A 22,752-nucleotide genomic window follows, 5' to 3' on the forward strand; every position below is an offset into this window, starting at 1 on the left:
GCATGGGCTTTCGCTTGTCGAAGATTTACACCCGCACCGGCGACAAAGGCGAAACCGGGCTGGGTGACGGACGCCGGGTTCCCAAGGACCATCCGCGAGTCGAGGCCATCGGCGAAGTCGATACGCTGAACAGCCAGCTGGGGCTGCTCCTGGCCGGGCTGATTGAACAGCGCACCGAGCATCCGGGCTTGCAGGAATTGATCGATGTCCTGGCGCCTTGCCAGCACCGCCTCTTCGACCTCGGTGGCGAGTTGGCCATGCCGGTGTATCAGGCACTGAATGCCACGGAAGTCGAACGCCTGGAAGCAGCTATCGATATCTGGAACGAAGAGCTGGGGCCACTGGAGAATTTCATTTTGCCGGGCGGTTCGGCCTTGATCGCCCAGGCCCATGTCTGTCGCAGCCTGGCGCGCAGTGCCGAGCGACGCTGCCAGCACCTGAATGCCGTGGAACCGCTGGAGGGGGTCGGCCTGGCCTACATCAATCGCCTGTCCGACTTGCTGTTCGTGGCGGCGCGCCTGATTGCCAAGCGCCAGGGGATTGCCGAGATTCTCTGGCAGGCGGCGGCGAAACCCGAATAGCGGGCGCCTTTACCCTCTCTGATTGCCAGCAAGCCCGCTCCTGCAGCTTATGCAGGAGCGAACTGGCCAGCGACGGACCTCAGGGCCAGAACGCGCGAATCCCCGCCACCCCTTGCGCCCCGGCCTGCCAGGCCTGCTCGCGCTGGTCCGGACCGACGCCGCCCAGCAGGTACACCGGCTTGTTGAAACCACTGATCAATCGAGCGGCCTGCTCCCAGCCCAGAGGCTGCGCGTCAGGGTGGGTCTGGGTCGGCTGGACCGGCGACAGCGTCACGAAGTCCACATCCATCTGCTGCGCCAAGGACAGCTCTTCAGCGTCATGGCAGGACGCCGCCAGCCAGCGCTCCTTGCCAAAGGGACGCCCGACGCTGGCGTATTTGCGCAGCTGCGCCGAGGTGATGTGCCAGCCCGCCGAGGGGAAATCCCCCAACCATTCGAACGGCCCCTTGAGCATCAATTGCGCCTTGCCCGCGCACAGGCCGACCGCATCCACCGCCAGGTCGCGGTATTGCGGGTCGTAGCCATTGGGCGCACGTAGCTGGATCAACCTGCTGCCACCGGCAATGGCCTTCTGCATGCCCCGCAACAGCGCTGGTGTTTCCAACCCTTCCGGGGTGATCAGATATTCGCTCGGCAAACGCGCTGCCGCCACGATCGGCTGGTTGGCCGCCGGGAACTCGTAGTTCTCCAGCTCGCGGGCCGTGACCCAGGCCAAAGGCTGCCCCTCGGCACCATGGGGCTCGCCGGTAAAGGCGGAAACTTCCCAGACATCCAGCAACACCTGCTTGTCCGGGTAGTCATGCTGCACCTTGATCAACGGCCGCGCCCGGGACACCAGAATGCCCAGCTCCTCCTGCAGCTCACGGGTCAGCGCCGCCTCCACTGCCTCGTCCGCTTCGACCTTGCCACCGGGAAACTCCCAGAGGCCGCCCTGATGCTGGGTATCGGCACGCCGGGCAATCAGGATCCTGCCGTCGGCATCACGGATAACGGCCGCCGCCACATGTACTCGTTTCACCGCACTGCTTCCTCTAAACCGGCTTTCTGCCAGGCCTTGAAGGCTGGCCATTGATAGATCGTTTCAACATAGGCTGCATCGACAGCCGGCAGCGCCACCCGATAGGTGCGCAGGCGCACGGCGATCGGCGCAAAAAAGGCGTCCGCCAGGCTGACCCGGCCAAACAGGAAAGGCCCTGGCTCGGTCGCGGCCGCGCGACACTCGGCCCACAAGGCCAGCATCCGCTCGATATCGGCCTGTGCCTCGGGTGGCATGGGCGACAGCGCGGCGTCGCGGCTCAGGTCGAACGGCAGGTTGCCGCGCAGGCTGAAGAAACCGCTGTGCATCTGCGCGCAGGCGGAGCGGGCCTGGGCACGGGCGGCCACATCGCGTGGCCAGAGCTCGGCCTCGGGGAAACGCTCGACCAGGTATTCGGCGATCGCCAGGGAGTCGGCGATGGTGCCGTGTTCGGTCTTCAGCAACGGGACTTTGCCGGTCGGCGAATGCTTGAGAATCAGCTCGCGGGTATCGGGCTGGTTCAGCTTGATCAGTTCTTCGGTGTAAGTTGCGCCGGCCAGCTCAAGCGCCAGGGCGGCGCGCAGCGACCAGGAGGAATAGAGTTTGTCGCCGATGATCAGGTGAAGATTCATGTCGGGCACCTTTCAGAGGAGATGGAGGCCCGAGGCCTCCATCGCGAGCAGGCTCGCTCCTACACGTGATGCGTCGCGTCCATGTAGAAGCGAGTAGCGGTGTATCAGGTACGGTATTCCGCGTTGATTTTCACGTACTCGTGGGACAGGTCGGTGGTCCAGATGGTTTCGCTGCAATCACCGCGTCCCAGCTCGATGCGGATGGTGATTTCTTCCTGCTGCATCACCGCCGCGCCCTGGGCTTCGGTGTAGCTGGCGGCACGCGCGCCACGGCTGGCGATACAGACTTCGCCGAGGAAAACGTCGATCTTGCTCACATCCAGGTCCGGCACGCCGGCACGACCGACAGCGGCCAGGATACGCCCCCAGTTCGGGTCGGACGCAAACAGCGCGGTCTTGATCAGTGGCGAATGGGCCACGGTATAGCCGACATCCAGGCACTCCTGGTGATTGCCGCCACCGTTGACTTCGACCGTGACGAACTTGGTCGCGCCTTCGCCGTCACGCACGATGGCCTGGGCCACTTCCATGCAGACCTCGAATACCGCCTGCTTCAGCGCGGCGAACAACGGGCCGCTGGCTTCGGTGATTTCCGGCAGGGCTGTCTGGCCGGTGGCGATCAGCATGCAGCAGTCGTTGGTGGAAGTATCGCCGTCGATGGTGATGCGGTTGAACGACTTGTTGGCGCCATCCAGCAGCAGGTTCTGCAGCACTTCACGGGACACTTTGGCGTCGGTGGCGATGTAACCGAGCATGGTCGCCATGTTCGGACGAATCATGCCCGCGCCCTTGCTGATACCAGTGACGGTGATGGTCACGCCGTCGTGCTGGAACTGGCGGCTGGCCCCCTTGGGCAGGGTGTCGGTGGTCATGATGCCGGTCGCGGCGGCAGCCCAGTTGTCCACGGACAGATCGTCCAGTGCGGCCTGCAATGCGCCTTCGATCTTCTCGACCGGCAGCGGCTCGCCGATGACCCCGGTGGAATACGGCAGTACGGCGCTGGCATCGACGCCCGCCAGCTCGGCCAGCTTGGCGCAGGTGCGGGTCGCGGCGGCCAGGCCTGGCTCACCGGTACCGGCGTTGGCATTGCCGGTGTTGGTCAGCAGGTAGCGCACAGGGCCTTGCACACGTTGCTTGGCCAGGATCACCGGAGCGGCGCAGAACGCGTTCAAGGTGAACACGCCAGCCACCGTGGAACCTTCGGCACAGCGCATGACCACAACATCCTTGCGCCCCGGGCGCTTGATGCCCGCCGAAGCGATACCGAGTTCAAAACCGGCAACCGGGTGCAACGTTGGCAAAGGACCAAGACCAACAGCCATGAATGCGCTCCTCTTTAACCTGATGTGTGCACTGCCATCACAAAAGGCAGTGCGGCGAATGGAAAAACGCCGCGACGGCTGATGCCGGTCGCGGCGCGGGTATTTCAGTGTCTGGCGGAAATCTTAGTTGATCTGGCCGTGACAGTGTTTGTACTTCTTGCCCGAACCGCAGTAGCACAGTTCGTTGCGGCCCAGTTTCTGCTCGTTGCGTACCGGAGCGGAGGCCAGGGCCACGTCGACATCGACGCCCTCTTCCAGCGCTTCCGGCTGCTCCAGGCCCGGGGCTTGGGCGTGCTCGAACTGCATGCGCTGAGCCAGTGCCTCGGCTTCCTGGCGCAGGCGCGCCTCTTCCTCGATCGGATCCTCGCGACGAACCTGAACGTGCGACAGCACACGGATCGAGTCGCGCTTGATGGAATCCAGCAGCTCGGAGAACAGGGTGAAGGACTCGCGCTTGTATTCCTGTTTCGGGTTCTTCTGCGCATAACCACGCAGGTGAATACCGTGACGCAGGTGATCCATGGTCGACAGGTGATCTTTCCACAGGTCGTCCAGGACGCGCAGGACGATTTGCTTCTCGAAGGTGCGCAGTGCTTCGGCACCGGCCTGGTCTTCTTTCTCGTTGTACGCCGCCACCAGTTCGTTCAGCAGCTTCTCGCGCAGGGTTTCTTCGTACAGGTGATCGTCTTCGTCGAGCCATTGCTGGATCGGCAGGGTCACACCGAAGTCGCTCTGCAACGCAGCTTCCAGACCGGCCACGTCCCACTGTTCAGGCAGCGATTGTGGAGGGATGTGCGCGCTGACGGTGGCGTTGAGCACGTCCTGGCGGAAGTCGGAGATGGTCTCGCCGATGTTGTCCGCGGCCAGCAACGTGTTACGCATGTGATAGATCACTTTACGCTGTTCGTTGTTGACGTCGTCGAACTCGAGCAGTTGCTTGCGGATGTCGAAGTTGCGGCCTTCTACCTTGCGCTGGGCCTTTTCGATCGCGTTGGTCACCATGCGGTGCTCGATCGCTTCGCCGGACTGCATCCCCAGGGCCTTCATGAAGTTCTTCACCCGGTCGGAGGCGAAGATGCGCATCAGGCTGTCTTCCAGGGACAGGTAGAAACGGCTGGAACCGGCGTCGCCCTGACGACCGGCACGACCACGCAGCTGGTTGTCGATACGGCGCGATTCGTGACGCTCGGACGCGATCACCTGCAGGCCACCGGACTCCAGCACCTGCTGGTGACGCTTCTGCCAGTCGGCCTTGATCTGGGCAATCTGCTCAGGGGTCGGGTTTTCCAGGGAGGCGACTTCGACTTCCCAGTTACCGCCCAACAGGATGTCGGTACCGCGACCGGCCATGTTGGTGGCGATGGTCAGGGCGCCCGGACGGCCGGCCTGGGCAATGATTTCCGCTTCTTTTTCGTGGAACTTGGCGTTCAGGACCTTGTGCTCGATGCCTTCCTTCTGGAGCAGGTTGGACATGTGCTCGGAAGTTTCGATGGTCGCGGTGCCCACCAGAACCGGACGGCCCTGGGTCATGCATTCCTTGATGTCGTTGATGATCGCGGCGTATTTCTCGTCCGCGGTCAGGAACACCAGGTCGTTGTAGTCTTTACGAGCCAGCGGCTTGTTCGGCGGAATGACCATCACCTGCAGACCGTAGATCTGATGGAACTCGAAGGCTTCGGTGTCCGCAGTACCGGTCATGCCGGACAGCTTGGTGTACAGACGGAAGTAGTTCTGGAAGGTGGTCGACGCCAGGGTCTGGCTCTCGGCCTGGATATTCAGGTTTTCCTTGGCTTCGATGGCCTGGTGCAGGCCTTCGGACAGACGGCGGCCCGGCATGGTACGACCGGTGTGCTCGTCCACCAGGACTACCTGGCCATCCTGGACGATGTACTCGACGTTGCGGTTGAACAGCTTGTGTGCGCGCAGACCGGCATACACGTGGGTCAGCAAGCCCAGGTTGTGCGCCGAGTACAAGCTCTCGCCCTCCGCCAGCAGGCCGGCCTGGGTCAGCATCTCTTCGATGAACTGGTGACCGGCTTCGTTGAGCTCGACCTGGCGGGTCTTCTCATCGACGGTGAAGTGACCGGCCTTGGTGACCTCGCCTTCCACTTCTTCGATGTGCTGCTCAAGGCGCGGGATCAGCTTGTTGATCTCGGTATAGAGCTTGGAGCTGTCTTCGGCCTGGCCGGAGATGATCAGCGGGGTACGGGCCTCGTCGATCAGGATCGAGTCGACTTCGTCGATCACGGCAAAATTGAGCTCGCGCTGGAACTTGTCTTCCATGCTGAAAGCCATGTTGTCGCGCAGGTAGTCGAAACCGAATTCGTTGTTGGTGCCGTAGGTGATGTCGGCGGCGTAGGCAGCACGCTTCTCTTCCGGCGGCTGGAACGGCGTGACCACGCCGACCGTCAGGCCGAGGAATTCATAGAGCGGGCGCATCCAGTTGGCGTCGCGGCGGGCCAGATAGTCGTTCACCGTGACCACGTGCACGCCCTTGCCGGACAGCGCGTTGAGGTAAACGCCCAGTGTTGCCACCAGGGTCTTGCCTTCACCGGTACGCATTTCGGCGATCTTGCCCTCATGCAAGGTCATGCCGCCGATCAACTGTACGTCGAAGTGGCGCATACCCATGACCCGCTTGCCGGCTTCGCGGGCGACCGCAAAGGCTTCGGGAAGCAGCTTGTCGAGGGATTCACCTTTGGCTATGCGGGCCTTGAACTCTGCAGTCTTGGCGCGCAACTGATCGTCCGAAAGGGCCACCATTTGCTCTTCGAAGGCATTGACGATCTGTACCGTCTTGAGCATGCGTTTGACTTCACGCTCGTTCTTGCTTCCAAAAAGTTTCTTTAACAAAGGCGCAAACATATCGGCAGGATCTTCCACACATAGGGATGGAGGGCGGCCCCGTGAGTCGCCCGTGCAGCCCTCATGGCCGCATGCGAACGAGTATTCTACCCGGAAACGATGGTGAGGAAAGTGGCGTTATTCCACGATGCTGGTACAGCGCTGTGACGGGGCCCACTTACAATAAGGCCTTTTGCGTCAGTTTCAACCCGGACAAGTACGAAGTTAACCATTGATTTAATGGATAAAGCCTCGTCGCAGCGATGAGCGAGGCCAGGCCGGCGCTTTCTGCTACCATGGCGGCTCTGTAACTTCAGGTGTCTGATCATGGCATTTCGCCCTCTTACGGCCAGAGCACCCGCCGTACTCCTTCGCGAAGCCAAGCCTCTCAAAGCCATACTCGGCCACGCCCAGCGCCTGGCGCACTTGCAGCGCCTGCTGGAAAGCCAGCTGCAACCGGCCGCGCGCGAGCACTGCCACGTTGCCTCCTGGCGCGAAGGCAGCCTGCTGCTGATCGTCACCGACGGCCATTGGGCAACGCGCCTGCGTTATCAGCAAAAACGCCTGCAACGTCAGCTTTTGGAATTCAATGAGTTCAACAATCTGACGCGGATTCTGTTCAAAGTGCAGCCTCCCACCGTGCAACGCGGTGCGACCGGACACACCATGGATCTGTCGAGCAACGCCGCCGAGACCATTCAGGCCACTGCCGACGGCATCACCGATCCCAACCTGCGCGCCGCCCTGGAGCGCCTGGCCAGCCACGCCAAACCACGGACGTAACTGGCCAGTCGCCGATCAGCGGCGCTTGCTGCCACCCAGCAGAGACCCCATCAGCCCACGCACCAGCTGCCGCCCCAACTGATTGGCGGCCTGGCGCATGGCGGACTTCAGGGCCTGACCGGCGGCGGTACCGAGGAACTCGCCGGCCCGATCGGTAAAGCTCGGCTCCTCGGCGGCCGGTTTGCCCGGCGCAGCCTCGGCCTCCGGTGCCAGCCCCTTGCGGCCCATCAGCACTTCATAGGCCGACTCGCGGTCGATCGGCTTGTCATAACGACCGACCAATGGCGAACTGTTGATCAGCGCCACTCGCTCGGCCTCGGTCAACGGCCCGATGCGCGACTGCGGCGGTGCCACCAGCACTCGCTGGACCATCTCCGGCGTACCTTTTTCCTGCAGGGTACCGACCAGCGCCTCGCCAATCCCCAGTTCGGTGAGCACCGACAGGGCATCGAACGCCGGGTTCGGCCGGAAGCCGTCCGCCACGGCGCGCAAGGATTTCTGTTCCTTGGCGGTGAATGCCCGCAAGCCGTGCTGGACGCGCAGCCCCAGTTGCGCCAGCACGTCGTCCGGCAAGTCGCCTGGCGACTGGGTGACGAAGTACACGCCCACGCCTTTGGAGCGAATCAGCCGCACCACCTGCTCCAGCCGCTCCTGCAACGCCTTGGGCGTGCCGGCGAACAACAGGTGGGCCTCGTCGAAAAACAGCGCCAGCAGCGGCTTTTCCGCATCGCCGCGCTCCGGCAACTGCTCGAACAGCTCGGCCAGCAGCCACAACAGGAAGGTCGCATAGACCTTGGGCGCCTCATGCACCAGGCGGCTGGCGTCGAGCAGGTGAATCCGCCCGCGCCCGTCACTGGCCGGCTGCAGAATGTCTTCCAGTTGCAGGGCCGGTTCGCCGAACAGGGCTTCGGCGCCCTGCTGTTCCAGGATGGCCAGGCGCCGCAACAAGGCCTGGCTGGAGCCGGTGGTCATCAGCGCCGCGTCATCCCCCAGCAGCTGCGGGTTGTCCTTGAGGTGGTTGAGCAACGCCTTGAGGTCTTTCAGGTCGAGCAGCAACAGGCCTTCGCGGTCAGCCACCTTGAATGCCGCATACAACGCCGATTGCTGGCTGTCGGTCAGCTCCAGCAGGCTGCCCAGCAGCAGCGGGCCCATTTCACTCAGGGTGGTCCGCAGCGGGTGGCCGGACTGCCCGTGAATGTCCCACAACGTGACCGGATAAGCCTGGGGCTTGTGGTCCAGCCACGGCATCCCGGCAATACGTTCGGCAACCTTGCCCTGGGGATTGCCCGCGGCACCCAGGCCACACAGGTCACCCTTGATGTCCGCGGCGAACACCGCGACACCGGCATCGCTGAAGGTTTCTGCCAGCCGTTGCAAGGTGACGGTTTTCCCTGTCCCGGTAGCGCCTGCCACCAGCCCGTGACGATTTGCCAGGCGCATGGCCTGGGCAATCGGTTGCCCCGCGAGATCGGCACCGATAACGAGTTGCGATGAATCCGGCATTTTGTCACCCATGGTTAATCTTTAGCCTTGACCGGCCGATAGATCAGAAAAGACTGAAAAATAGGCCAGATAATTCCCCAAGGAGAGGTGGAAATATCAACTTACTTTCAACCCCGCCCATTTTGCGCGCTTTTATAAGAGCACGCTCGTGACATTAAGACCTAGCGGACACCACAAGCCATGAACAAAAACCTGCGCTTCAGCCATAAAATCCTGCTTGCCGCCGCCCTCATCGTTATTACTGCCTTCGCCTCCTTCACGCTGTACAACGACTATTTACAGCGCAACGCGATCCGCGAAGACCTGGACAATTACCTGCATGAAATGGGCGATGTGACCGCGAGCAACATCCAGACCTGGCTCACCGGGCGCATCCTGCTGATCGAAAACCTGGCACAGAACCTGGCGATCGACCCGCAATCGACCAAGGTCGCCAGCCTGCTCGAACAGAAGGCCCTGACCTCGACCTTCATGGCCTCCTACCTGGGCGATGCCAGCGGCAGCTTCACCATCCGCCCGGATGCGAAGATGCCCGACGGTTTCGATCCCCGCGTTCGCCCCTGGTACAAGGGCGCCGAAAGCAGCAGCGGCTCGACCCTCACCGAACCCTATATAGATGCAGCCACCGGCCAGTTGATCATTTCCGTCGCCACCGCCTCGCGTCATGCCGGGCAGAGCATCGGCGTGGTGGGTGGCGACCTGAGCCTGCAGACTCTGGTCGAAACCCTCAATGCCCTGGATTTCGACGGCATGGGCTATGCCTTCCTGGTCAGCGCCGACGGCAAGATCCTGGTGCACCCGGACAAGGCGCTGGTGATGAAGAGCCTGAGCGAGGCCTATCCGCAGAACACACCACGCATCAGTGGCGACTTCAGCGAAATCGAAGTCGAGGGCAAGACCCGCATCGTCACCTTCACCCCGATCAAGGGCCTGCCGTCGGTGAACTGGTACATCGGCCTGTCCGTGGACAAGGACAAGGCGTTCTCGATGCTCAGCGAGTTCCGCGCCTCCGCCATCATTGCCACTATCATCGCCGTGGCCATCATCATCGCCCTGCTGGGCATGCTGATCCGGGTGCTGATGCAGCCCCTGCACGTCATGACCCGCGCCATGCAGGACATCGCCGACGGCGAAGGCGACCTGACCCGTCGCCTGACCATCCAGAACCAGGATGAATTCGGCATCCTCGGCACCGCGTTCAACCGCTTCGTGGAGCGCATCCACGGTTCGATCCGCGAAGTGTCGTCGGCCACCGAGCACGTCAACGAAGTCGCCCTGCGGGTGGTCAGCGCCTCCAATTCGTCGATGCTCAACTCCGACGAGCAGGCCAGCCGCACCAACAGCGTGGCCGCGGCGATCAATCAGCTCGGCGCCGCCGCCCAGGAAATCGCCCGCAACGCCGCCCAGGCCTCGCAACAGGCCAGCGACGCGCGCAGCCTGGCCGAGGACGGCCAGCAGGTGGTGGACCGCAGCATCCTGGCGATGAACCAGCTGTCGGACATGATCAGCGCCTCCAGCAGCAACATCGAAACCCTCAATAGCAAGACCGTGAACATCGGGCAGATCCTCGAAGTCATCACCAGCATCTCCCAGCAGACCAACCTGCTGGCCCTCAACGCCGCCATCGAAGCGGCGCGGGCGGGCGAGGCCGGGCGCGGTTTTGCCGTGGTGGCCGATGAAGTGCGCAACCTGGCCCATCGCACCCAGGAATCGGCGCAACAGGTGCAGACCATGATCGAGGAGCTGCAAGTCGGGGCCCGCGAGTCGGTCAGCACCATGGGCAACAGCCAGCGCCACAGCCAGGACAGCGTGGAGATCGCCAACCAGGCCGGCGAACGCCTGAACAGCGTGACCCAGCGCATCGGCGAGATCGACGGCATGAACCAGTCGGTCGCCACCGCGACCGAGGAACAGACCTCGGTGGTGGAGTCGATCAACATGGACATCACCGAGATCAACACCCTGAATCAGGAAGGGGTGGAAAACCTGCAATCGACCCTGCGCGCCTGTTCCGACCTGGAGCAGCAAGCCGCCCGCCTGAAACAACTGGTCGGCAGCTTCCGTATCTGACCCTTCCGCCAGCCGGTACCTGGCCAAACCAGGCACCGGCGGGCAACAATCGCCCCTGTATCCGCAGCAAACCGTTCATCCAGACGCGTCGCCAAGCGCCACGGCATCCCGACCGAACATCTATCCTTGATAAGGGTCAACCCTAGGGAGAACAACGGATCGGAGGGATGATCATCGTGCATATCGCTGACATAACCATGTTCTACGCCCCTGCCAGCGGTGGCGTGCGCACTTATCTGGACGCCAAGCATCGTCGCCTGGGACGCCAACCAGGAATCCGCCACAGTTTGCTGATCCCCGGGGCTCACTTCAGCGAACGCGACGGCATCTATAAAGTCCCCGCTCCCGCCCTGCCCTTTGGCAAGGGCTACCGTTTTCCCCTGCGCCTGGGGCCCTGGCGCAATGTGCTCCATGACCTGCAACCGGACCTGATCGAAGTCGGCGACCCCTACCTCACCGCCTGGGCGGCCCTGGATGCCCGCCGCCAGCTGGATGTACCTGTGATCGGCTTTTATCACTCGGACCTGCCGCTGCTGGTCAGCAACCGCATGGGCCCCTGGTTCACCCCGAATGTCGAGGCCTACGTGCGCAAGCTGTACGGCAATTTCGACCGGGTCCTGGCCCCCAGCCAGGTCATGGCCGACAAACTGATCGGCCTCGGCGTGCGCAACGTCTATGTGCAACCGCTGGGCGTGGACCTGCAGACCTTCCTCCCGAGTCACCGCGACCCTGGCCTGCGCGCCGAACTGGGGATTGCCGAAGACAGCCGCCTGCTGATCTTTGCCGGTCGCGGCTCCAAGGAAAAGAACCTGCCGGTGCTGCTCAACTGCATGCAGCGCCTGGGCAAGCGCTACCACCTGTTGCTGGTGGGCTCGGCCATGCCGACCGCGGTGCCGGAGAATGTCACCGTGATCGACGAGTTCTGCCCGGCCCCTCAGGTCGCCCGCCTGATGGCCAGCGCCGACGCCCTGATCCATGCCGGGGACCAGGAAACCTTTGGCCTGGTGATCCTGGAAGCCATGGCCAGCGGCATTCCCGTGGTGGCGGTGGCCGCCGGGGCCTTCCAGGAAATCGTCACCGCGGAAGGTGGCCTGCTGTGCGCGCCAAACAATCCGCTGGCGATGGCCCAGGCCGTGCAGGAGTTGTTCGCCCAAGGCTGCGCCGAGCGGGGCCAACGGGCGCGCCGCCATGTCGAACGCTACTACGCCTGGGATACGGTGGTCGCCAGCCTGCTGGAACACTACCGCGCCGTGCTCGGCATTCAACAGCCGATGCGAGCCCATGGTTGAGTCCGCCGGCGTGCCCAGCGTGCTGCTGGTATTGCACGATGTCGCGCCACAGACCTGGATCGACTACCAAGCCTTCGTCGAAGCCGTCGATGCCATGGGCAACGTACCGATGACCTGGCTGGTGGTACCGGATTTTCACCGGCACAACCCGCTCGACGCTCACCCTGGTTTTCGCCGGCTGCTCAGCGCGCGCCTGGAACGGGGCGACGAACTGGTGCTGCACGGTTACTTCCATTGCGACGAGTGTCCGCCACCGCGCACCCCGTATGACTGGTTCATGCGCCGCGTGTACACCCATGAGGGCGAGTTCTACAGCCTCTCGGAAAACGCCGCCCTGGCACGCCTGCATGCCGGCCTGGAACTGTTCCAGCGCTATAACTGGCCCCTGCAGGGGTTCGTCGCCCCCGCCTGGCTGATGAGCCCGGGCACACGCCAGGCCCTGCGCCAGCTGCCCCTGCGCTACACCAGCGGCCCGCAGCAGCTGTACCGGCTGCCGGACTTCTCGCCGGTCGCCGCCCCCGGCCTGGTGTGGAGTGCCCGCAGCGCCTGGCGCCGGAAAGCCTCCCGGCTCGTCAGCCTGCAACGTGAACGACGCTGGCAACAGGCACCAGTGATTCGCCTCGGCCTGCACCCGGTGGACATGCGTTACCCCGACTCGCGCCAGTACTGGCTGGACACCCTCGAGCGCCTGCTGGAACAAGGACGAAAGCCGCTGACCAAGGCCGACTGGCTCGACACCCAGCCGCCAAGGGCGCGCGGTACCCCATGAGCCGGGCGATCTGGCTGGCCATGGCCTTGCTGGCGGCGATCCTGGTGCCGCTGTTGCTGGGCGGCGGCGAACTGTGGGGGCGGGTCCAGCGTTTTTCCCTGCCGTTGCTGCTGGGCATGCTGAGCATGATCCTGCTGTGCTGGGTCATCAATTCGTTGCGCCTGAGCCTGTTGCTGGGCCGACATCGCGGCCAGCTGGGACGCTGGAAGAGCCTCGCGGTGGTGATGTCCACCGAGTTCGCCATGTGCGCCACGCCTGGCGGCAGTGGTGGCCCCCTGACCTTGATGGCCCTGCTGGCGCGCAATGGCGTGCGCCCGGCGCGCGGCAGCGCGGTGTTTGCCATGGATCAGCTGAGCGACCTGCTGTTTTTCCTCTGCGCGCTGCTCGGGATCCTGTTCTACGCGCTGTTCCAGAACCTCAGCCAGCGCATGGAATGGCTACTGGTCCTCAGCAGCCTTTCGCTGTTCGGCGGGTTATGCATCTGCCTGGCGATAGCCCGCTACCACCGTCGCCTGATCCTGCTCAGCGGCCATCTGCTTGCGCCCTTCAAGGTTCGCCCCGCTACCCGTCGACGCCTGGCGCGCAAGTGGTTGCACTTCCTCAAGGCCTTCGGCGATAGCCTGAAACTGCCCTGGCAAACCCTGACGGGGGTCTTTGCCCTGACCTGCATGCATTGGGCGCTGCGCTACAGCGTGCTGTACCTGGCGTTGCGCGGATTGGGGGTGGACCTGCAATGGGCCTGGACCTTCCTGATCCAGATGCTCGCCCTGAGCGCAGGGCAATTCAGCCTGCTGCCCGGCGGCGCGGGAGCGGCGGAACTGACATCGGCGGCGCTGCTGGCGCCCATGGTGGGGAAATCGACGGCGGCCGCGGCCATCCTGATCTGGCGGGCCGTTACCTACTATTTCTATCTGCTGGCCGGCGGGCCGGTATTCCTGCTGATGGTCGGGCGCCCCTTGCTGCGCACCCTGATGAAGCTCAAGCAGGCTTAGGCGGCTCTGTATCCGGGCCATCCTGCTGCAACTGCTGCCACAACTCGGCGGCGCCGGGAAACTCGGTACCGTCCTCGGCACTCATGTCGTCCGGGTCGTAGCGGCTCAGGCAGCCCTCCCCCAGGGTGGCGGGTGCCTTGGATGTGGCTTTATCCAGTGGATCACTCATCGGCCGATCCTCATGAAAAATCGCCGGGCCTGGAGCTTGGATGCCCGGGCCCGGCGAATTCGATCAGAACACTTTTGACCAGAGCACTCTCGATCAGAACACTACAGTCTTGTTACCGTGCACCAGCACGCGGTCTTCCAGGTGGTAGCGCAGGCCACGGGCCAGGACCATCTTCTCGACGTCACGGCCGAAACGCACCATGTCTTCGATGCTGTCGCTGTGGCTGACACGGACCACGTCCTGCTCGATGATCGGACCGGCGTCCAGCTCTTCGGTCACGTAGTGGCAGGTCGCGCCGATCAGCTTCACACCGCGCAGGGAGGCCTGGTGGTAAGGCTTGGCGCCGACGAACGACGGCAGGAAGCTGTGGTGGATGTTGATCACCTTGTGCGCGTATTCGCTGCACAGTTCCGGCGGCAGGATTTGCATGTAGCGCGCCAGTACCACCACTTCGGCGTCGTGCTGCTTGACCAGGCGCGAGACCTCGGCGAACGCCGGCTCCTTGTCCTGTGGGTTGACCGGTACGTGGTAATAAGGAATGCCATGCCACTCGACCATGCTGCGCAAATCGTCGTGGTTGGAAATCACACAGGAGATTTCGCAGTCGAGTTCGTCGCTGTGCCAGCGATGCAACAGGTCAGCCAGGCAATGGGACTCGCGGCTGGCCATCAACACCACGCGCTTCTTCTGCGCGGTATCGGTGATGCGCCAGTCCATCGAGAATTCTTCGGCAATCGGTGCGAAGGCTTCACGGAAGGCTTCAAGACCGAACGGCAAAGAGTCGGCACGTATTTCGTGACGCATGAAGAACCAGCCGCTCAGGTCATCCGAGTGGTGACTGGCTTCAGTGATCCAGCCGTTGTGGGACGCCAGAAAGTTACTGACTTTGGCAACGATGCCAACGCGGTCCGGGCAAGAAATCACCAACCGAAAAGTGCGCATGAGGGGGAAACTCCAGAACTTCGCAAAGGCCGCCATTCTAGCGATTGCGCGACAAAACTGCAGTATTCGTGATGTCGGAATCCGATTCCTCTGAGCCGCCTGTAGGGCTCATGCCCGATGCGAGCGGGAAATCAGTCACACTTGGAAATAGTCCTATAACTCTTTGGGAAATATTCCTGCGGACTCGCTCACAACATTTAACTCATCACTCAGCTTCTTTGCTAAACACTCTAATCAAATTAAATAAAAGCTGGCTTTATTGTTTACTTGAGCAAACTGCCTGACTATTATTACGCCACTGTCACCTGCCACTCAGCACTCAACATAAGGCAATTCTCATGTCCCTGATCAACGAATACCGCGCCACAGAAGAAGCTATCAAAGAGCTGCAAGCCCGTTTGAAGAACCTGTCGCAAGACGACAAACTGCAAGCCGAGCTGGAATTCGAAGGCAAACTGCGCGCCCTGATGGGTGAATACTCCAAGTCCCTGCGCGACATCATTGCGCTGCTGGATCCGGACTCGAAAGTTAAGGCGCCACGTGTTGCCGCCAAAACTACCGGCACCAAGCGCGCGCGCAAGGTCAAACAATACAAGAACCCGCACAACGGCGAAGTCATCGAAACCAAGGGTGGCAACCACAAAACCCTGAAAGAGTGGAAAGCCAAGTGGGGCGGCGACGTGGTCGAAGGCTGGGCAACCCTGCTGGGTTAAGCCGTAGGCCCGTCACAGAGGGATTTGCGACCTTATGAAAAAACGCCAGCTTGCTGGCGTTTTTTTATTTTCGGCAAATACCCGAAATGTTCTAAGCCGAACAATCAAAGGCCGAAGCGCAGGGCCAGCGACCGGCTGTAATCCTGCCATTCATCCAGCACCTGACGCTGAATCGATGTAGCACTCGCCAGTAGTTCTGCAGCCGCCTGATTGAAACTTTCCAGGGTATTGGGCGCTCCCCACTGCGGGTCGCACAGGCGCTGCTGGCAGAATGTTTTCCAGCGCTCTTGCTCCTCCCCATTCAAGGTTTCAGGAAAGTTACGGGCGCGATAACGAAATAATAATTCCGGCAAACGTTCATCATCGAACGGCCATTGCTCTTGCCCTAAATGAAGCGGCTCGGCATTGCGCACTTGTTCGCATAAGCGTCGGTCGCGATCGCCGATAAAACCGTCGTACAACTGTTGCTCGGGATCGAGGCTGGGGGCAAAATCCTCGCTGCCATAAATAGCCGCAAGTTTATCCCGCCAAACTTCTTGTGCGTCACTTAGCCGCAGTGCCCGGGCCTTATATTCCGCCATGTCCAGTTGCAAACGTTGCTGGTCTTCGCCACGCAATACATTCAGCGGCGCGACGACCGGACAGCGGTTGATATGGATCAGCTTCAACGGCACCGGCAACTCACCTTCGGCCAGGTCTTCGCGGCGGGTATACAGGCGCTGGCGCAGCGTCTCGGCGTCCAGGTCGAGCAATCCCTGCGGGTCCAGGTGCAGGTCGCAGACAATCAGGGCGTTGCGATTGCGCGGGTGCCAGGCCAGCGGCAGGACCACGCCGACATAACTGCGCGCCGCGGAAAAGCGCCCGGAGATATGCACCAGCGGTTGCAGTAGGCGGATCTGGTCCATGACCTTCTGTTTGCTGCGCAACTGGAACAGCCATTCATACAACTTCGGCTGCTTGTCGCGAATCAACTTGGCCAAGGCAATGGTGGCGCGCACATCGGACAGCGCTTCATGGGCATGCCCGTGATCGATGCCATTGGCGGCGGTCAGGCGCTCCAGCTTCAGGGTCACCCGCCCTTCCTCGTCCCGCGGCCAGACGATCCCTTCCGGGCGCAAGGCATAGGCGGTACGCACCACATCGATCAAGTCCCAGCGACTGTTGCCGCCTTGCCACTCGCGGGCGTAAGGGTCGAAGAAATTCCGGTACAGGCTGTAGCGGGTCATCTCGTCGTCGAAGCGCAGGGTGTTATAGCCGGCGCCACAGGTGCCCGGCGCCGCCAGCTGGGCGTGCACCCGGGTCATGAAATCGGCTTCGCTCAACCCCTGCTCGGCCAGCCGGCCCGGGGTAATACCGGTGATCATGCAGGCCGCCGGATGGGGCAGGATGTCGTCGCTGGGCTGACAATAGAGATTGACCGGCTCGCCGATCTCGTTGAGTTCGAAGTCGGTGCGAATCCCTGCCACCTGCAACGGCCGATCGCAGCGCGGGTTGATGCCGGTGGTTTCGTAGTCGTACCAGAAGATGGAAGTCACGGGCTGTTCCTGAGCAAAAGACCGGCAAAGTCTAGGCGCTTGGCACCGGCCGCGGCCAGCCTTCTTGCGATTCAAGGGTAACGGCGCACGTCACGCGGACAGTTAATGATGTCGTTCGCCCCTCCGACACTGCTAGCATCAGGCGGTCATCCATCGCCACCAGGCCAGCCTCAAGTTGCCTATGCTCGAGACGACAGCACTGCCAGGGAAAGCATTGCCCCCGCCACTGGACACCCGCTACCAGGTCGAAACGCCAGAAGGCATCGACCTGCCGCTGCGACCGGCGGGGCTGATGTCGCGCGCCCTGGCCTTTACCATCGACCTGGGCTTTCGCGGCCTGATCCTCGGCCTGCTGTTTATTGTCCTGGGGTTTCTCGGACAGCTCGGCATGGGGCTGGGCTCGATCCTGCTGTTTCTGGTCAGTTGGTGGTACATGGTGCTGTTCGAGGTATTGAACCAGGGCTGCTCGCCCGGCAAGCAACTGATGGGCTTGCGGGTCGTGCAGGACGATGGCACGCCGATCGGCTGGGGCCCTTCCCTGACCCGCAACCTGCTGCGTTTTGTCGACATGCTGCCGTTCGGTTATTTTCTCGGCGCCATCAGTTGCCTGCAGCACCCGACCTTCAAGCGCCTCGGTGACCTGGCCGCCGGCACGCTGGTGGTCTACCGCGAGCAGCCGGTGGTCCGCCCGACCCTGCCGGCAGTGGCCGCCAAAACCGCCGCCTTCGCCCTGAGCCTGGCCGAACAGCGGGCCATCCTCAGCTTCGCCGAACGCCAGGAGCAACTGTCCGCGCAACGGGTCCAGGAACTGGCCGCCCTGCTCGCCGAGCCCCTGCATGTAACGCCCGCGCAGGCCAGCGCCGAACTCAACGGTATCGCCCGCGGGCTGCTGGGGCCGACATGAAACAGAGCCTGTTCGAAAGCCGTCATCAAGCCTTGTGGCAGCGCCTGCGCGAACAGCTCGAGCAACTGGAACGCGGCCAGGCGACGCCCGAGACCTGCGCCCGCTTCCCTGAGGATTACCGCCGTTTGTGCCAACACCTGGCCCTGGCCCAGGAGCGCGGCTACAGCAGTTTCCTGGTCGACCCGCTGCAGCAACTGGCGCTACGTGGCCATCAGCAACTCTATCGCCAACGCAGCCCGTTGGGCGCCCGGGTCCTGGGCTTCATCCTGGCCGGCTTCCCGCAGCTGGTGCGCGAACAGTGGCGCTTCGTCCTGGCCGCCAGCCTGGTGTTCTTTGGCAGCCTGCTGGGTATCGGCCTGCTGGTGTACCTGGTGCCCGAACTGATCTACAGCGTGGTCAGCCCGCAACAGGTGGCCGAAATGCAACGCCTCTACGATCCGGACGCCAGTCGCCTGGGCCGCCTCGCCAACCGGGCCGCCGGCGAAGACTGGATGATGTTCGGCTACTACATCATGAACAACATCGGCATCGCCTTTCAGACCTTTGCCAGCGGCCTGCTGTTCGGCCTGGGGAGCCTGTTCTTCCTGTTCTTCAACGGCCTGACCATCGGCGCGGTGGCCGGCCACCTGACCCAGATCGGCTATGGCGCCACCTTCTGGTCGTTTGTCGTCGGCCACAGCGCCTTCGAGCTCAGCGCCATCACCCTGGCTGGCGCGGCGGGGCTGAAAATGGGCTGGGCGCTGATCGCCCCCGGGCGCCTGCCCCGCGGCGAAGCCTTGCTGCTGGCTGCGCGCACCAGCGTGCGGTTGATCTGCGGGGTCATCCTGTTCCTGCTGATCGCCGCGTTCATCGAAGCCTATTGGTCCTCCCTGACCTGGCCCGCGGCCTGGATCAAATACCTGGTCGGCGGCACCTGCTGGCTGCTGGTCCTGGCCTACCTGATATTCGCTGGACGCCGTCATGCGCCTGAGTGAAGCCAGCGTGGTGATTCGCCCGCGCACCACCTGGGAAGCCATGGACCTGGGCGTATTGCTGAGCCAGCGTCACCGGCGCCTGCTGATGACCAGTTGGGCGCTGATCACCCTGCCGGTGTTCGCCCTGCTCAGCCTGCTGCTCTGGGACTCGCCCACCCTTGCCCTGCTGCTGTTCTGGTGGCTCAAGCCGGCCTTCGAACGGCTGCCGCTGTACATCCTCGCCAAGGCCCTGTTCGGCGAAACCCCGACCTTGCGCCAAGCCCTGCGCCAATGGCCCAGGCTGCTCAAGCCGCAACTGCTGGCCAGCCTGACCTGGCGGCGCCTGAGCCTGAGCCGCAGCTTCATCATGCCCGTGGTGCAACTCGAGGGCCTGAGCGGCGAGGCGCGCCAGCAACGGGTGCGGGTGCTGCAACAGCGTTATGCCGGGGCCGCGCACTGGCTGACCCTGATCGGCGTGCACCTGGAAGGCGTTTTGTGGATCGGCCTGCTGGCGCTGTTCTATCTACTGCTGCCACAACAGATCGAGCTGGACTGGGACTGGCAGACGTTGATCGCCGCCGCCGAGCAGGACTGGCTCTGGCTCGAACACCTGACCAACGCCTTTTATGCGCTGATCCTGATTGTCTGGGAGCCGGTGTACGTCGCCTGCGGCTTCAGCCTCTACCTCAATCGCCGCACGCTGCTGGAAGCCTGGGACATCGAGTTGGTGCTGCGCCGCCTGCGCCAACGCTTGAGCGGCGTCGCCGTGCTGCTGGTTCTGGGCAGCCTGAGCCTGCTGCCCCTGGCGCCCGAGGCCTGGGCCGCCGAGCCGCTCGCCGCTCCCGACAGCCCGCGCCTGCTGGAACAACCGCTGACCAGCCAGGCCGCGAAAGACAGCATCCACCAGATCCTCGACCAACCGCCCTTCAAGAACCCGCAGACCGTGACCCGTTACCGGTTCGCCGAAGACAGCCCGAAAAGCGCTGAACACTCTGAGCTGCCGGGCTGGCTCAAGGCCCTGACCGATCGGCTCGACAGCAGCGTCTTCGGCGCCGCGGCCAAGGCCCTGGAGATCCTGCTCTGGGCCCTGCTGCTGGGAGCGCTGGCCTTGCTGGTGTGGCGTCATCGTGAATGGCTGCGGGCTTTTGTCGGCCGTCGAGCGCTGCCGGGCAAGATTCCCGCGCGAGCCGCCCCGCAACAGTTGTTCGGCCTGGACCTCAACCCCGACGCCTTGCCCGAGGATGTCGCCAGCGCGGCCGAAGCACTCTGGCCACAGCAGCCACGCGAAGCCCTCGGGCTGTTGTACCGAGCGCTGCTGAGCCGGCTGCTGCATGACTTTCGCCTGCCGCTGAAACCGGCGGACACCGAGGGCCAGGTCCTCGAACAGGTCAAGGCCTTGCAGTTGCCCCTGCTCCAGGCGTTCAGCAGCAGCCTGACCCTGCACTGGCAGAACCTGGCCTACGGTCATCGCCTGCCTCCCGCGCAGTTGAAGCAGGAACTGTGCGATGGCTGGCGGACCCTGTTCGGCCCGAGAACCCCACGATGAACCGGCGCCTGCTGCCGCTGCTCGCGCTGCTGGTCGCCGGCCTGCTCGGCGGCTTGCTGCTGTACCTCTACCTCAACGCCCGGCCCTATCAGGAAACCATCGATCACGGCCCCTCCCCGCAAGCCCGCGCCAACCCTTACCTGGCGGCGGAAATGTTCCTGCGCCAGCGCGGCTTGCAGGTCCATCACGCCAACGGCCTGGAGGTGCTGCCGACCCTCAAGCCGGAACAGCACAGCCTGTTGCTGCTGGGCGAGCGCTCGAACATGACGCCGCAACAGGTCGAGCACCTGCTGGACTGGGCCCGGGCCGGCGGGCGCCTGCTGTTCGTCGCCGAAGCGCTGTGGAACAAAGAGGCCGGACGCAGTGGCGACCTGCTGCTCGATCGCCTGCACCTGCGCCAGTTTCTCAGCAAGGACCTCAAAGCCCCGCCGCCCGGCGCCGGCACAGAGCCCTACCCGAAACTGACCAAGCTCTACCTGGAAGACGAAGACGCGCCGGCCTATATCGGTTTCGATACCGACTTCCACCTGGAAGACCCGGACAACCTCGCCCAGTCCTGGGCCAACAGCGCCCGGGCGACCCACATGATGCAACTGAGCTACGGCAAGGGTTCGGTTACCGTGCTCACCGATGCCGAGATCTGGAAGACCCCACTCATCGCCAAATACGACAACGCCTGGCTGCTCTGGTACCTGAGCGCCGACAGCGACGTCACCCTGCTGTTCGACACCGATCACGACAGCCTCTGGAGCCTGCTGCTGAAGTATTTCCCCCAGGCGTTGGTCGCCCTCGCCGCGCTGCTCGGCCTGTGGCTGTGGCATGTCGGGGTTCGTCACGGGCCGATGCAGGCCCCGACGCCCCGGGCCCGGCGCCAGTTGCGCGAGCACCTGCAAGCCAGCGCCCGTTTCCTGTTGCGCCATACCGGCCAGCAAGGGCTGCTGCACGCCCTGCGCCAGGACATCCTGCGCCGCGCCCAACATCGACATCCCGGTTTCGAACGACTCACTGCCGCCGAACAAGGGCAGGTACTGGCCCACCTCACCCGGCAACCGGACAGCGTCATCAGCCAGGCCCTGGCTCCCCAGTCGGTACAACGCCTTTCCAGCGCCGACTTCAGCCGCCTGGTCACCCACCTGCAAACTCTCAGGAATGCCCTATGAGCGACCTCCCCGCCGAACCGCTTCCCGCCACCGAGCCCGGTCATGCGCAAGCGCATGCCGCCCAGCAACGCCAGCGCGCCAGCCAGTTGGCCCAGGCCCTGCGCCACGAGCTGCAAAAGGTCGTGATCGGCCAGGACGCGGTGATCGACGACGTGCTCACCGCCCTGATCGCCGGCGGCCACGTGCTGCTCGAAGGCGTGCCGGGGCTGGGCAAGACCTTGCTGGTGCGCGCCCTGGCCCGTTGCTTTGGCGGCGAGTTCGCGCGCATCCAGTTCACCCCGGACCTGATGCCCAGCGATGTCACCGGCCATGCGGTCTACGACCTGCAGACCGAGCAGTTCAAGCTGCGCAAGGGTCCCTTGTTCACCAACCTGCTGCTGGCCGACGAGATCAACCGCGCGCCGGCCAAGACCCAGGCCGCCCTGCTCGAAGCCATGCAGGAACGCCAGGTCACCCTCGAGGGCCGGGCACTGCCCATCGCCCAGCCCTTCATGGTCCTGGCCACGCAGAACCCGATCGAACAGGAAGGCACCTACCCGCTGCCGGAATCCGAACTCGACCGCTTCATGCTCAAGCTGCGCATGGATTACCCGGACAGCGACCAGGAATTGAACATGGTCCGCCAGGTCACCCGCTCGCCCCGGGCCGACATGCTCGACGTGCAGCCGCTGCGTACCCTGCTGCAGGCCAAGGACGTGCTGGCCCTGCAGCGGATCGCCAGCGACCTGCCGCTGGACGAGCAGGTCCTCGACTATGCCGTGCGGCTGGCCCGGGCCACCCGCAGTTGGCCGGGGCTGACCCTCGGCGCCGGGCCGCGGGCGTCGATCGCCCTGGTCCGCGGGGCGCGGGCCAGGGCCTTGCTGCGCGGCGGCGAGTTCGTCATTCCAGACGACATCAAGGGCTGCGCCCTGGCGGTGCTGCGCCATCGCGTGCGGATCGCCCCGGAGCTGGATATCGAAGGCCTGTCGGTGGAGCAGGTGCTCAAGCAACTGCTCGATCAAGTGCCGGCGCCGCGACTGTGAGCTTCATG

20 protein-coding genes are annotated in these 22,752 nt (G+C 63.5%); 12 read left to right on the forward strand and 8 right to left on the reverse strand.

Going from position 1 to position 22,752, the window contains the following annotated elements; all coding sequences use genetic code 11:
* Positions 1–2 precede the first annotated feature (2 nt).
* The gene (locus H0I86_RS24260) at positions 3–581 is read left to right on the forward strand and encodes a cob(I)yrinic acid a,c-diamide adenosyltransferase (RefSeq protein WP_180922458.1); all 579 of its coding nucleotides are present in this window, start codon (positions 3–5) and stop codon (positions 579–581) included.
* Between the two features lie 79 nt (positions 582–660).
* Here H0I86_RS24260 and H0I86_RS24265 read toward each other — a convergent pair whose 3' ends face one another.
* The 4 genes from H0I86_RS24265 to secA form a co-directional block, all read right to left on the reverse strand.
* Positions 661–1,599, reverse strand: a complete 939-nt coding sequence (locus H0I86_RS24265) for a Nudix family hydrolase (protein ID WP_180922459.1) — start codon at positions 1,597–1,599, stop codon at positions 661–663.
* Complete coding sequence (locus H0I86_RS24270) at positions 1,596–2,228, reverse strand: glutathione S-transferase (RefSeq protein WP_180922460.1); 633 nt, start codon at positions 2,226–2,228, stop codon at positions 1,596–1,598. The genes H0I86_RS24265 and H0I86_RS24270 overlap by 4 nt, the downstream gene beginning before the upstream one ends.
* Before the next feature lie 104 nt (positions 2,229–2,332).
* Positions 2,333–3,550: a bifunctional glutamate N-acetyltransferase/amino-acid acetyltransferase ArgJ gene (gene argJ, locus H0I86_RS24275; protein ID WP_180922461.1), complete on the reverse strand. Its 1,218-nt coding sequence runs from the start codon at positions 3,548–3,550 to the stop codon at positions 2,333–2,335.
* Positions 3,551–3,673: 123 nt separating this feature from the next.
* A complete protein-coding gene (gene secA / locus H0I86_RS24280) occupies positions 3,674–6,415 on the reverse strand; it encodes a preprotein translocase subunit SecA (protein WP_180922462.1) in 2,742 nt (913 codons plus the stop codon).
* Positions 6,416–6,721: 306 nt separating this feature from the next.
* Between secA and H0I86_RS24285 the strand changes: the two genes are divergently transcribed.
* Entirely contained in the window at positions 6,722–7,177 is a 456-nt protein-coding gene (locus tag H0I86_RS24285) for a DUF721 domain-containing protein (protein WP_180922463.1), read from the forward strand.
* Positions 7,178–7,192: 15 nt separating this feature from the next.
* Here H0I86_RS24285 and H0I86_RS24290 read toward each other — a convergent pair whose 3' ends face one another.
* Complete coding sequence (locus H0I86_RS24290) at positions 7,193–8,680, reverse strand: helicase HerA-like domain-containing protein (protein WP_180925904.1); 1,488 nt, start codon at positions 8,678–8,680, stop codon at positions 7,193–7,195.
* Positions 8,681–8,860: 180 nt separating this feature from the next.
* On the opposite strand from H0I86_RS24290, the gene H0I86_RS24295 reads away from it, so the two are divergent.
* The 4 genes from H0I86_RS24295 to gpgF all read left to right on the forward strand — a co-directional run bounded on the left by H0I86_RS24295 (position 8,861) and on the right by gpgF (position 13,800).
* Positions 8,861–10,750, forward strand: a complete 1,890-nt coding sequence (locus tag H0I86_RS24295; protein WP_180922464.1) for a methyl-accepting chemotaxis protein — start codon at positions 8,861–8,863, stop codon at positions 10,748–10,750.
* Between the two features lie 167 nt (positions 10,751–10,917).
* Positions 10,918–12,039, forward strand: a complete 1,122-nt coding sequence (gpgS, locus tag H0I86_RS24300; RefSeq protein ID WP_180922465.1) for an N-acetylglucosaminyl phosphatidylglycerol synthase — start codon at positions 10,918–10,920, stop codon at positions 12,037–12,039.
* Positions 12,032–12,808, forward strand: coding sequence for an N-acetylglucosaminyl phosphatidylglycerol deacetylase (gene gpgD / locus H0I86_RS24305; protein WP_180922466.1), 777 nt, complete (start codon positions 12,032–12,034; stop codon positions 12,806–12,808). The genes gpgS and gpgD overlap by 8 nt, the downstream gene beginning before the upstream one ends.
* On the forward strand, positions 12,805–13,800 hold the full coding sequence (gene gpgF / locus H0I86_RS24310) for a glucosaminyl phosphatidylglycerol flippase (protein ID WP_180922467.1): 996 nt from the start codon (positions 12,805–12,807) through the stop codon (positions 13,798–13,800). The genes gpgD and gpgF overlap by 4 nt, the downstream gene beginning before the upstream one ends.
* Here gpgF and H0I86_RS24315 read toward each other — a convergent pair.
* Both H0I86_RS24315 and purU read right to left on the reverse strand, forming a co-directional pair.
* Positions 13,787–13,969: a hypothetical protein gene (locus H0I86_RS24315; protein WP_180922468.1), complete on the reverse strand. Its 183-nt coding sequence runs from the start codon at positions 13,967–13,969 to the stop codon at positions 13,787–13,789. The genes gpgF and H0I86_RS24315 overlap by 14 nt on opposite strands.
* Before the next feature lie 93 nt (positions 13,970–14,062).
* Positions 14,063–14,911, reverse strand: a complete 849-nt coding sequence (gene purU / locus H0I86_RS24320) for a formyltetrahydrofolate deformylase (protein ID WP_007931173.1) — start codon at positions 14,909–14,911, stop codon at positions 14,063–14,065.
* Between the two features lie 338 nt (positions 14,912–15,249).
* Here purU and mvaT point away from each other — a divergent pair, with 338 nt between their 5' ends.
* The gene (gene mvaT / locus H0I86_RS24325; RefSeq protein WP_007931174.1) at positions 15,250–15,624 is read left to right on the forward strand and encodes a histone-like nucleoid-structuring protein MvaT; all 375 of its coding nucleotides are present in this window, start codon (positions 15,250–15,252) and stop codon (positions 15,622–15,624) included.
* A 104-nt stretch (positions 15,625–15,728) separates the two neighbouring features.
* Here the strand turns inward: mvaT and sbcB are convergent, their stop codons facing one another.
* A complete protein-coding gene (sbcB, locus tag H0I86_RS24330; protein WP_180922469.1) occupies positions 15,729–17,159 on the reverse strand; it encodes an exodeoxyribonuclease I in 1,431 nt (476 codons plus the stop codon).
* A 181-nt stretch (positions 17,160–17,340) separates the two neighbouring features.
* On the opposite strand from sbcB, the gene H0I86_RS24335 reads away from it, so the two are divergent.
* Genes H0I86_RS24335 through H0I86_RS24355 form a run of 5 tightly spaced genes read left to right on the forward strand, consistent with a single transcriptional unit; the run spans position 17,341 to position 22,744 of the window.
* Entirely contained in the window at positions 17,341–18,063 is a 723-nt protein-coding gene (locus H0I86_RS24335) for an RDD family protein (RefSeq protein ID WP_180922470.1), read from the forward strand.
* On the forward strand, positions 18,060–19,037 hold the full coding sequence (locus tag H0I86_RS24340) for a stage II sporulation protein M (protein ID WP_180922471.1): 978 nt from the start codon (positions 18,060–18,062) through the stop codon (positions 19,035–19,037). The genes H0I86_RS24335 and H0I86_RS24340 overlap by 4 nt, the downstream gene beginning before the upstream one ends.
* A complete protein-coding gene (locus tag H0I86_RS24345; RefSeq protein WP_180922472.1) occupies positions 19,024–20,562 on the forward strand; it encodes a DUF4129 domain-containing protein in 1,539 nt (512 codons plus the stop codon). The genes H0I86_RS24340 and H0I86_RS24345 overlap by 14 nt, the downstream gene beginning before the upstream one ends.
* On the forward strand, positions 20,559–21,722 hold the full coding sequence (locus tag H0I86_RS24350) for a DUF4350 domain-containing protein (RefSeq protein ID WP_180922473.1): 1,164 nt from the start codon (positions 20,559–20,561) through the stop codon (positions 21,720–21,722). Before H0I86_RS24345 ends, H0I86_RS24350 begins: the two co-directional genes overlap by 4 nt.
* A complete protein-coding gene (locus tag H0I86_RS24355) occupies positions 21,719–22,744 on the forward strand; it encodes an AAA family ATPase (protein WP_124340670.1) in 1,026 nt (341 codons plus the stop codon). The genes H0I86_RS24350 and H0I86_RS24355 overlap by 4 nt, the downstream gene beginning before the upstream one ends.
* Positions 22,745–22,752: the final 8 nt, after the last annotated feature.

It is taken from the genome of Pseudomonas chlororaphis subsp. aurantiaca (genome assembly GCF_013466605.1).
GTDB lineage: Bacteria > Pseudomonadota > Gammaproteobacteria > Pseudomonadales > Pseudomonadaceae > Aquipseudomonas > Aquipseudomonas chlororaphis_I.

Excerpts from the sequence above, each read along its gene's own strand:
- H0I86_RS24270 (WP_180922460.1), bottom strand. The coding sequence starts at position 2,228 with ATGAATCTTCACCTGATCATCGGCGACAAACTCTATTCCTCCTGGTCG.
- gpgD (WP_180922466.1), top strand. The coding sequence starts at position 12,032 with ATGGTTGAGTCCGCCGGCGTGCCCAGCGTGCTGCTGGTATTGCACGAT.
- H0I86_RS24355 (WP_124340670.1), top strand. The coding sequence starts at position 21,719 with ATGAGCGACCTCCCCGCCGAACCGCTTCCCGCCACCGAGCCCGGTCAT.
- mvaT (WP_007931174.1), top strand. The coding sequence starts at position 15,250 with ATGTCCCTGATCAACGAATACCGCGCCACAGAAGAAGCTATCAAAGAG.
- H0I86_RS24290 (WP_180925904.1), bottom strand. The coding sequence starts at position 8,680 with ATGCCGGATTCATCGCAACTCGTTATCGGTGCCGATCTCGCGGGGCAA.
- H0I86_RS24315 (WP_180922468.1), bottom strand. The coding sequence starts at position 13,969 with ATGAGTGATCCACTGGATAAAGCCACATCCAAGGCACCCGCCACCCTG.
- H0I86_RS24350 (WP_180922473.1), top strand. The coding sequence starts at position 20,559 with ATGAACCGGCGCCTGCTGCCGCTGCTCGCGCTGCTGGTCGCCGGCCTG.
- H0I86_RS24285 (WP_180922463.1), top strand. The coding sequence starts at position 6,722 with ATGGCATTTCGCCCTCTTACGGCCAGAGCACCCGCCGTACTCCTTCGC.
- argJ (WP_180922461.1), bottom strand. The coding sequence starts at position 3,550 with ATGGCTGTTGGTCTTGGTCCTTTGCCAACGTTGCACCCGGTTGCCGGT.
- secA (WP_180922462.1), bottom strand. The coding sequence starts at position 6,415 with ATGTTTGCGCCTTTGTTAAAGAAACTTTTTGGAAGCAAGAACGAGCGT.
- H0I86_RS24260 (WP_180922458.1), top strand. The coding sequence starts at position 3 with ATGGGCTTTCGCTTGTCGAAGATTTACACCCGCACCGGCGACAAAGGC.
- gpgF (WP_180922467.1), top strand. The coding sequence starts at position 12,805 with ATGAGCCGGGCGATCTGGCTGGCCATGGCCTTGCTGGCGGCGATCCTG.
- gpgS (WP_180922465.1), top strand. The coding sequence starts at position 10,918 with ATGATCATCGTGCATATCGCTGACATAACCATGTTCTACGCCCCTGCC.
- H0I86_RS24295 (WP_180922464.1), top strand. The coding sequence starts at position 8,861 with ATGAACAAAAACCTGCGCTTCAGCCATAAAATCCTGCTTGCCGCCGCC.
- purU (WP_007931173.1), bottom strand. The coding sequence starts at position 14,911 with ATGCGCACTTTTCGGTTGGTGATTTCTTGCCCGGACCGCGTTGGCATC.
- H0I86_RS24340 (WP_180922471.1), top strand. The coding sequence starts at position 18,060 with ATGAAACAGAGCCTGTTCGAAAGCCGTCATCAAGCCTTGTGGCAGCGC.
- H0I86_RS24335 (WP_180922470.1), top strand. The coding sequence starts at position 17,341 with ATGCTCGAGACGACAGCACTGCCAGGGAAAGCATTGCCCCCGCCACTG.
- H0I86_RS24345 (WP_180922472.1), top strand. The coding sequence starts at position 19,024 with ATGCGCCTGAGTGAAGCCAGCGTGGTGATTCGCCCGCGCACCACCTGG.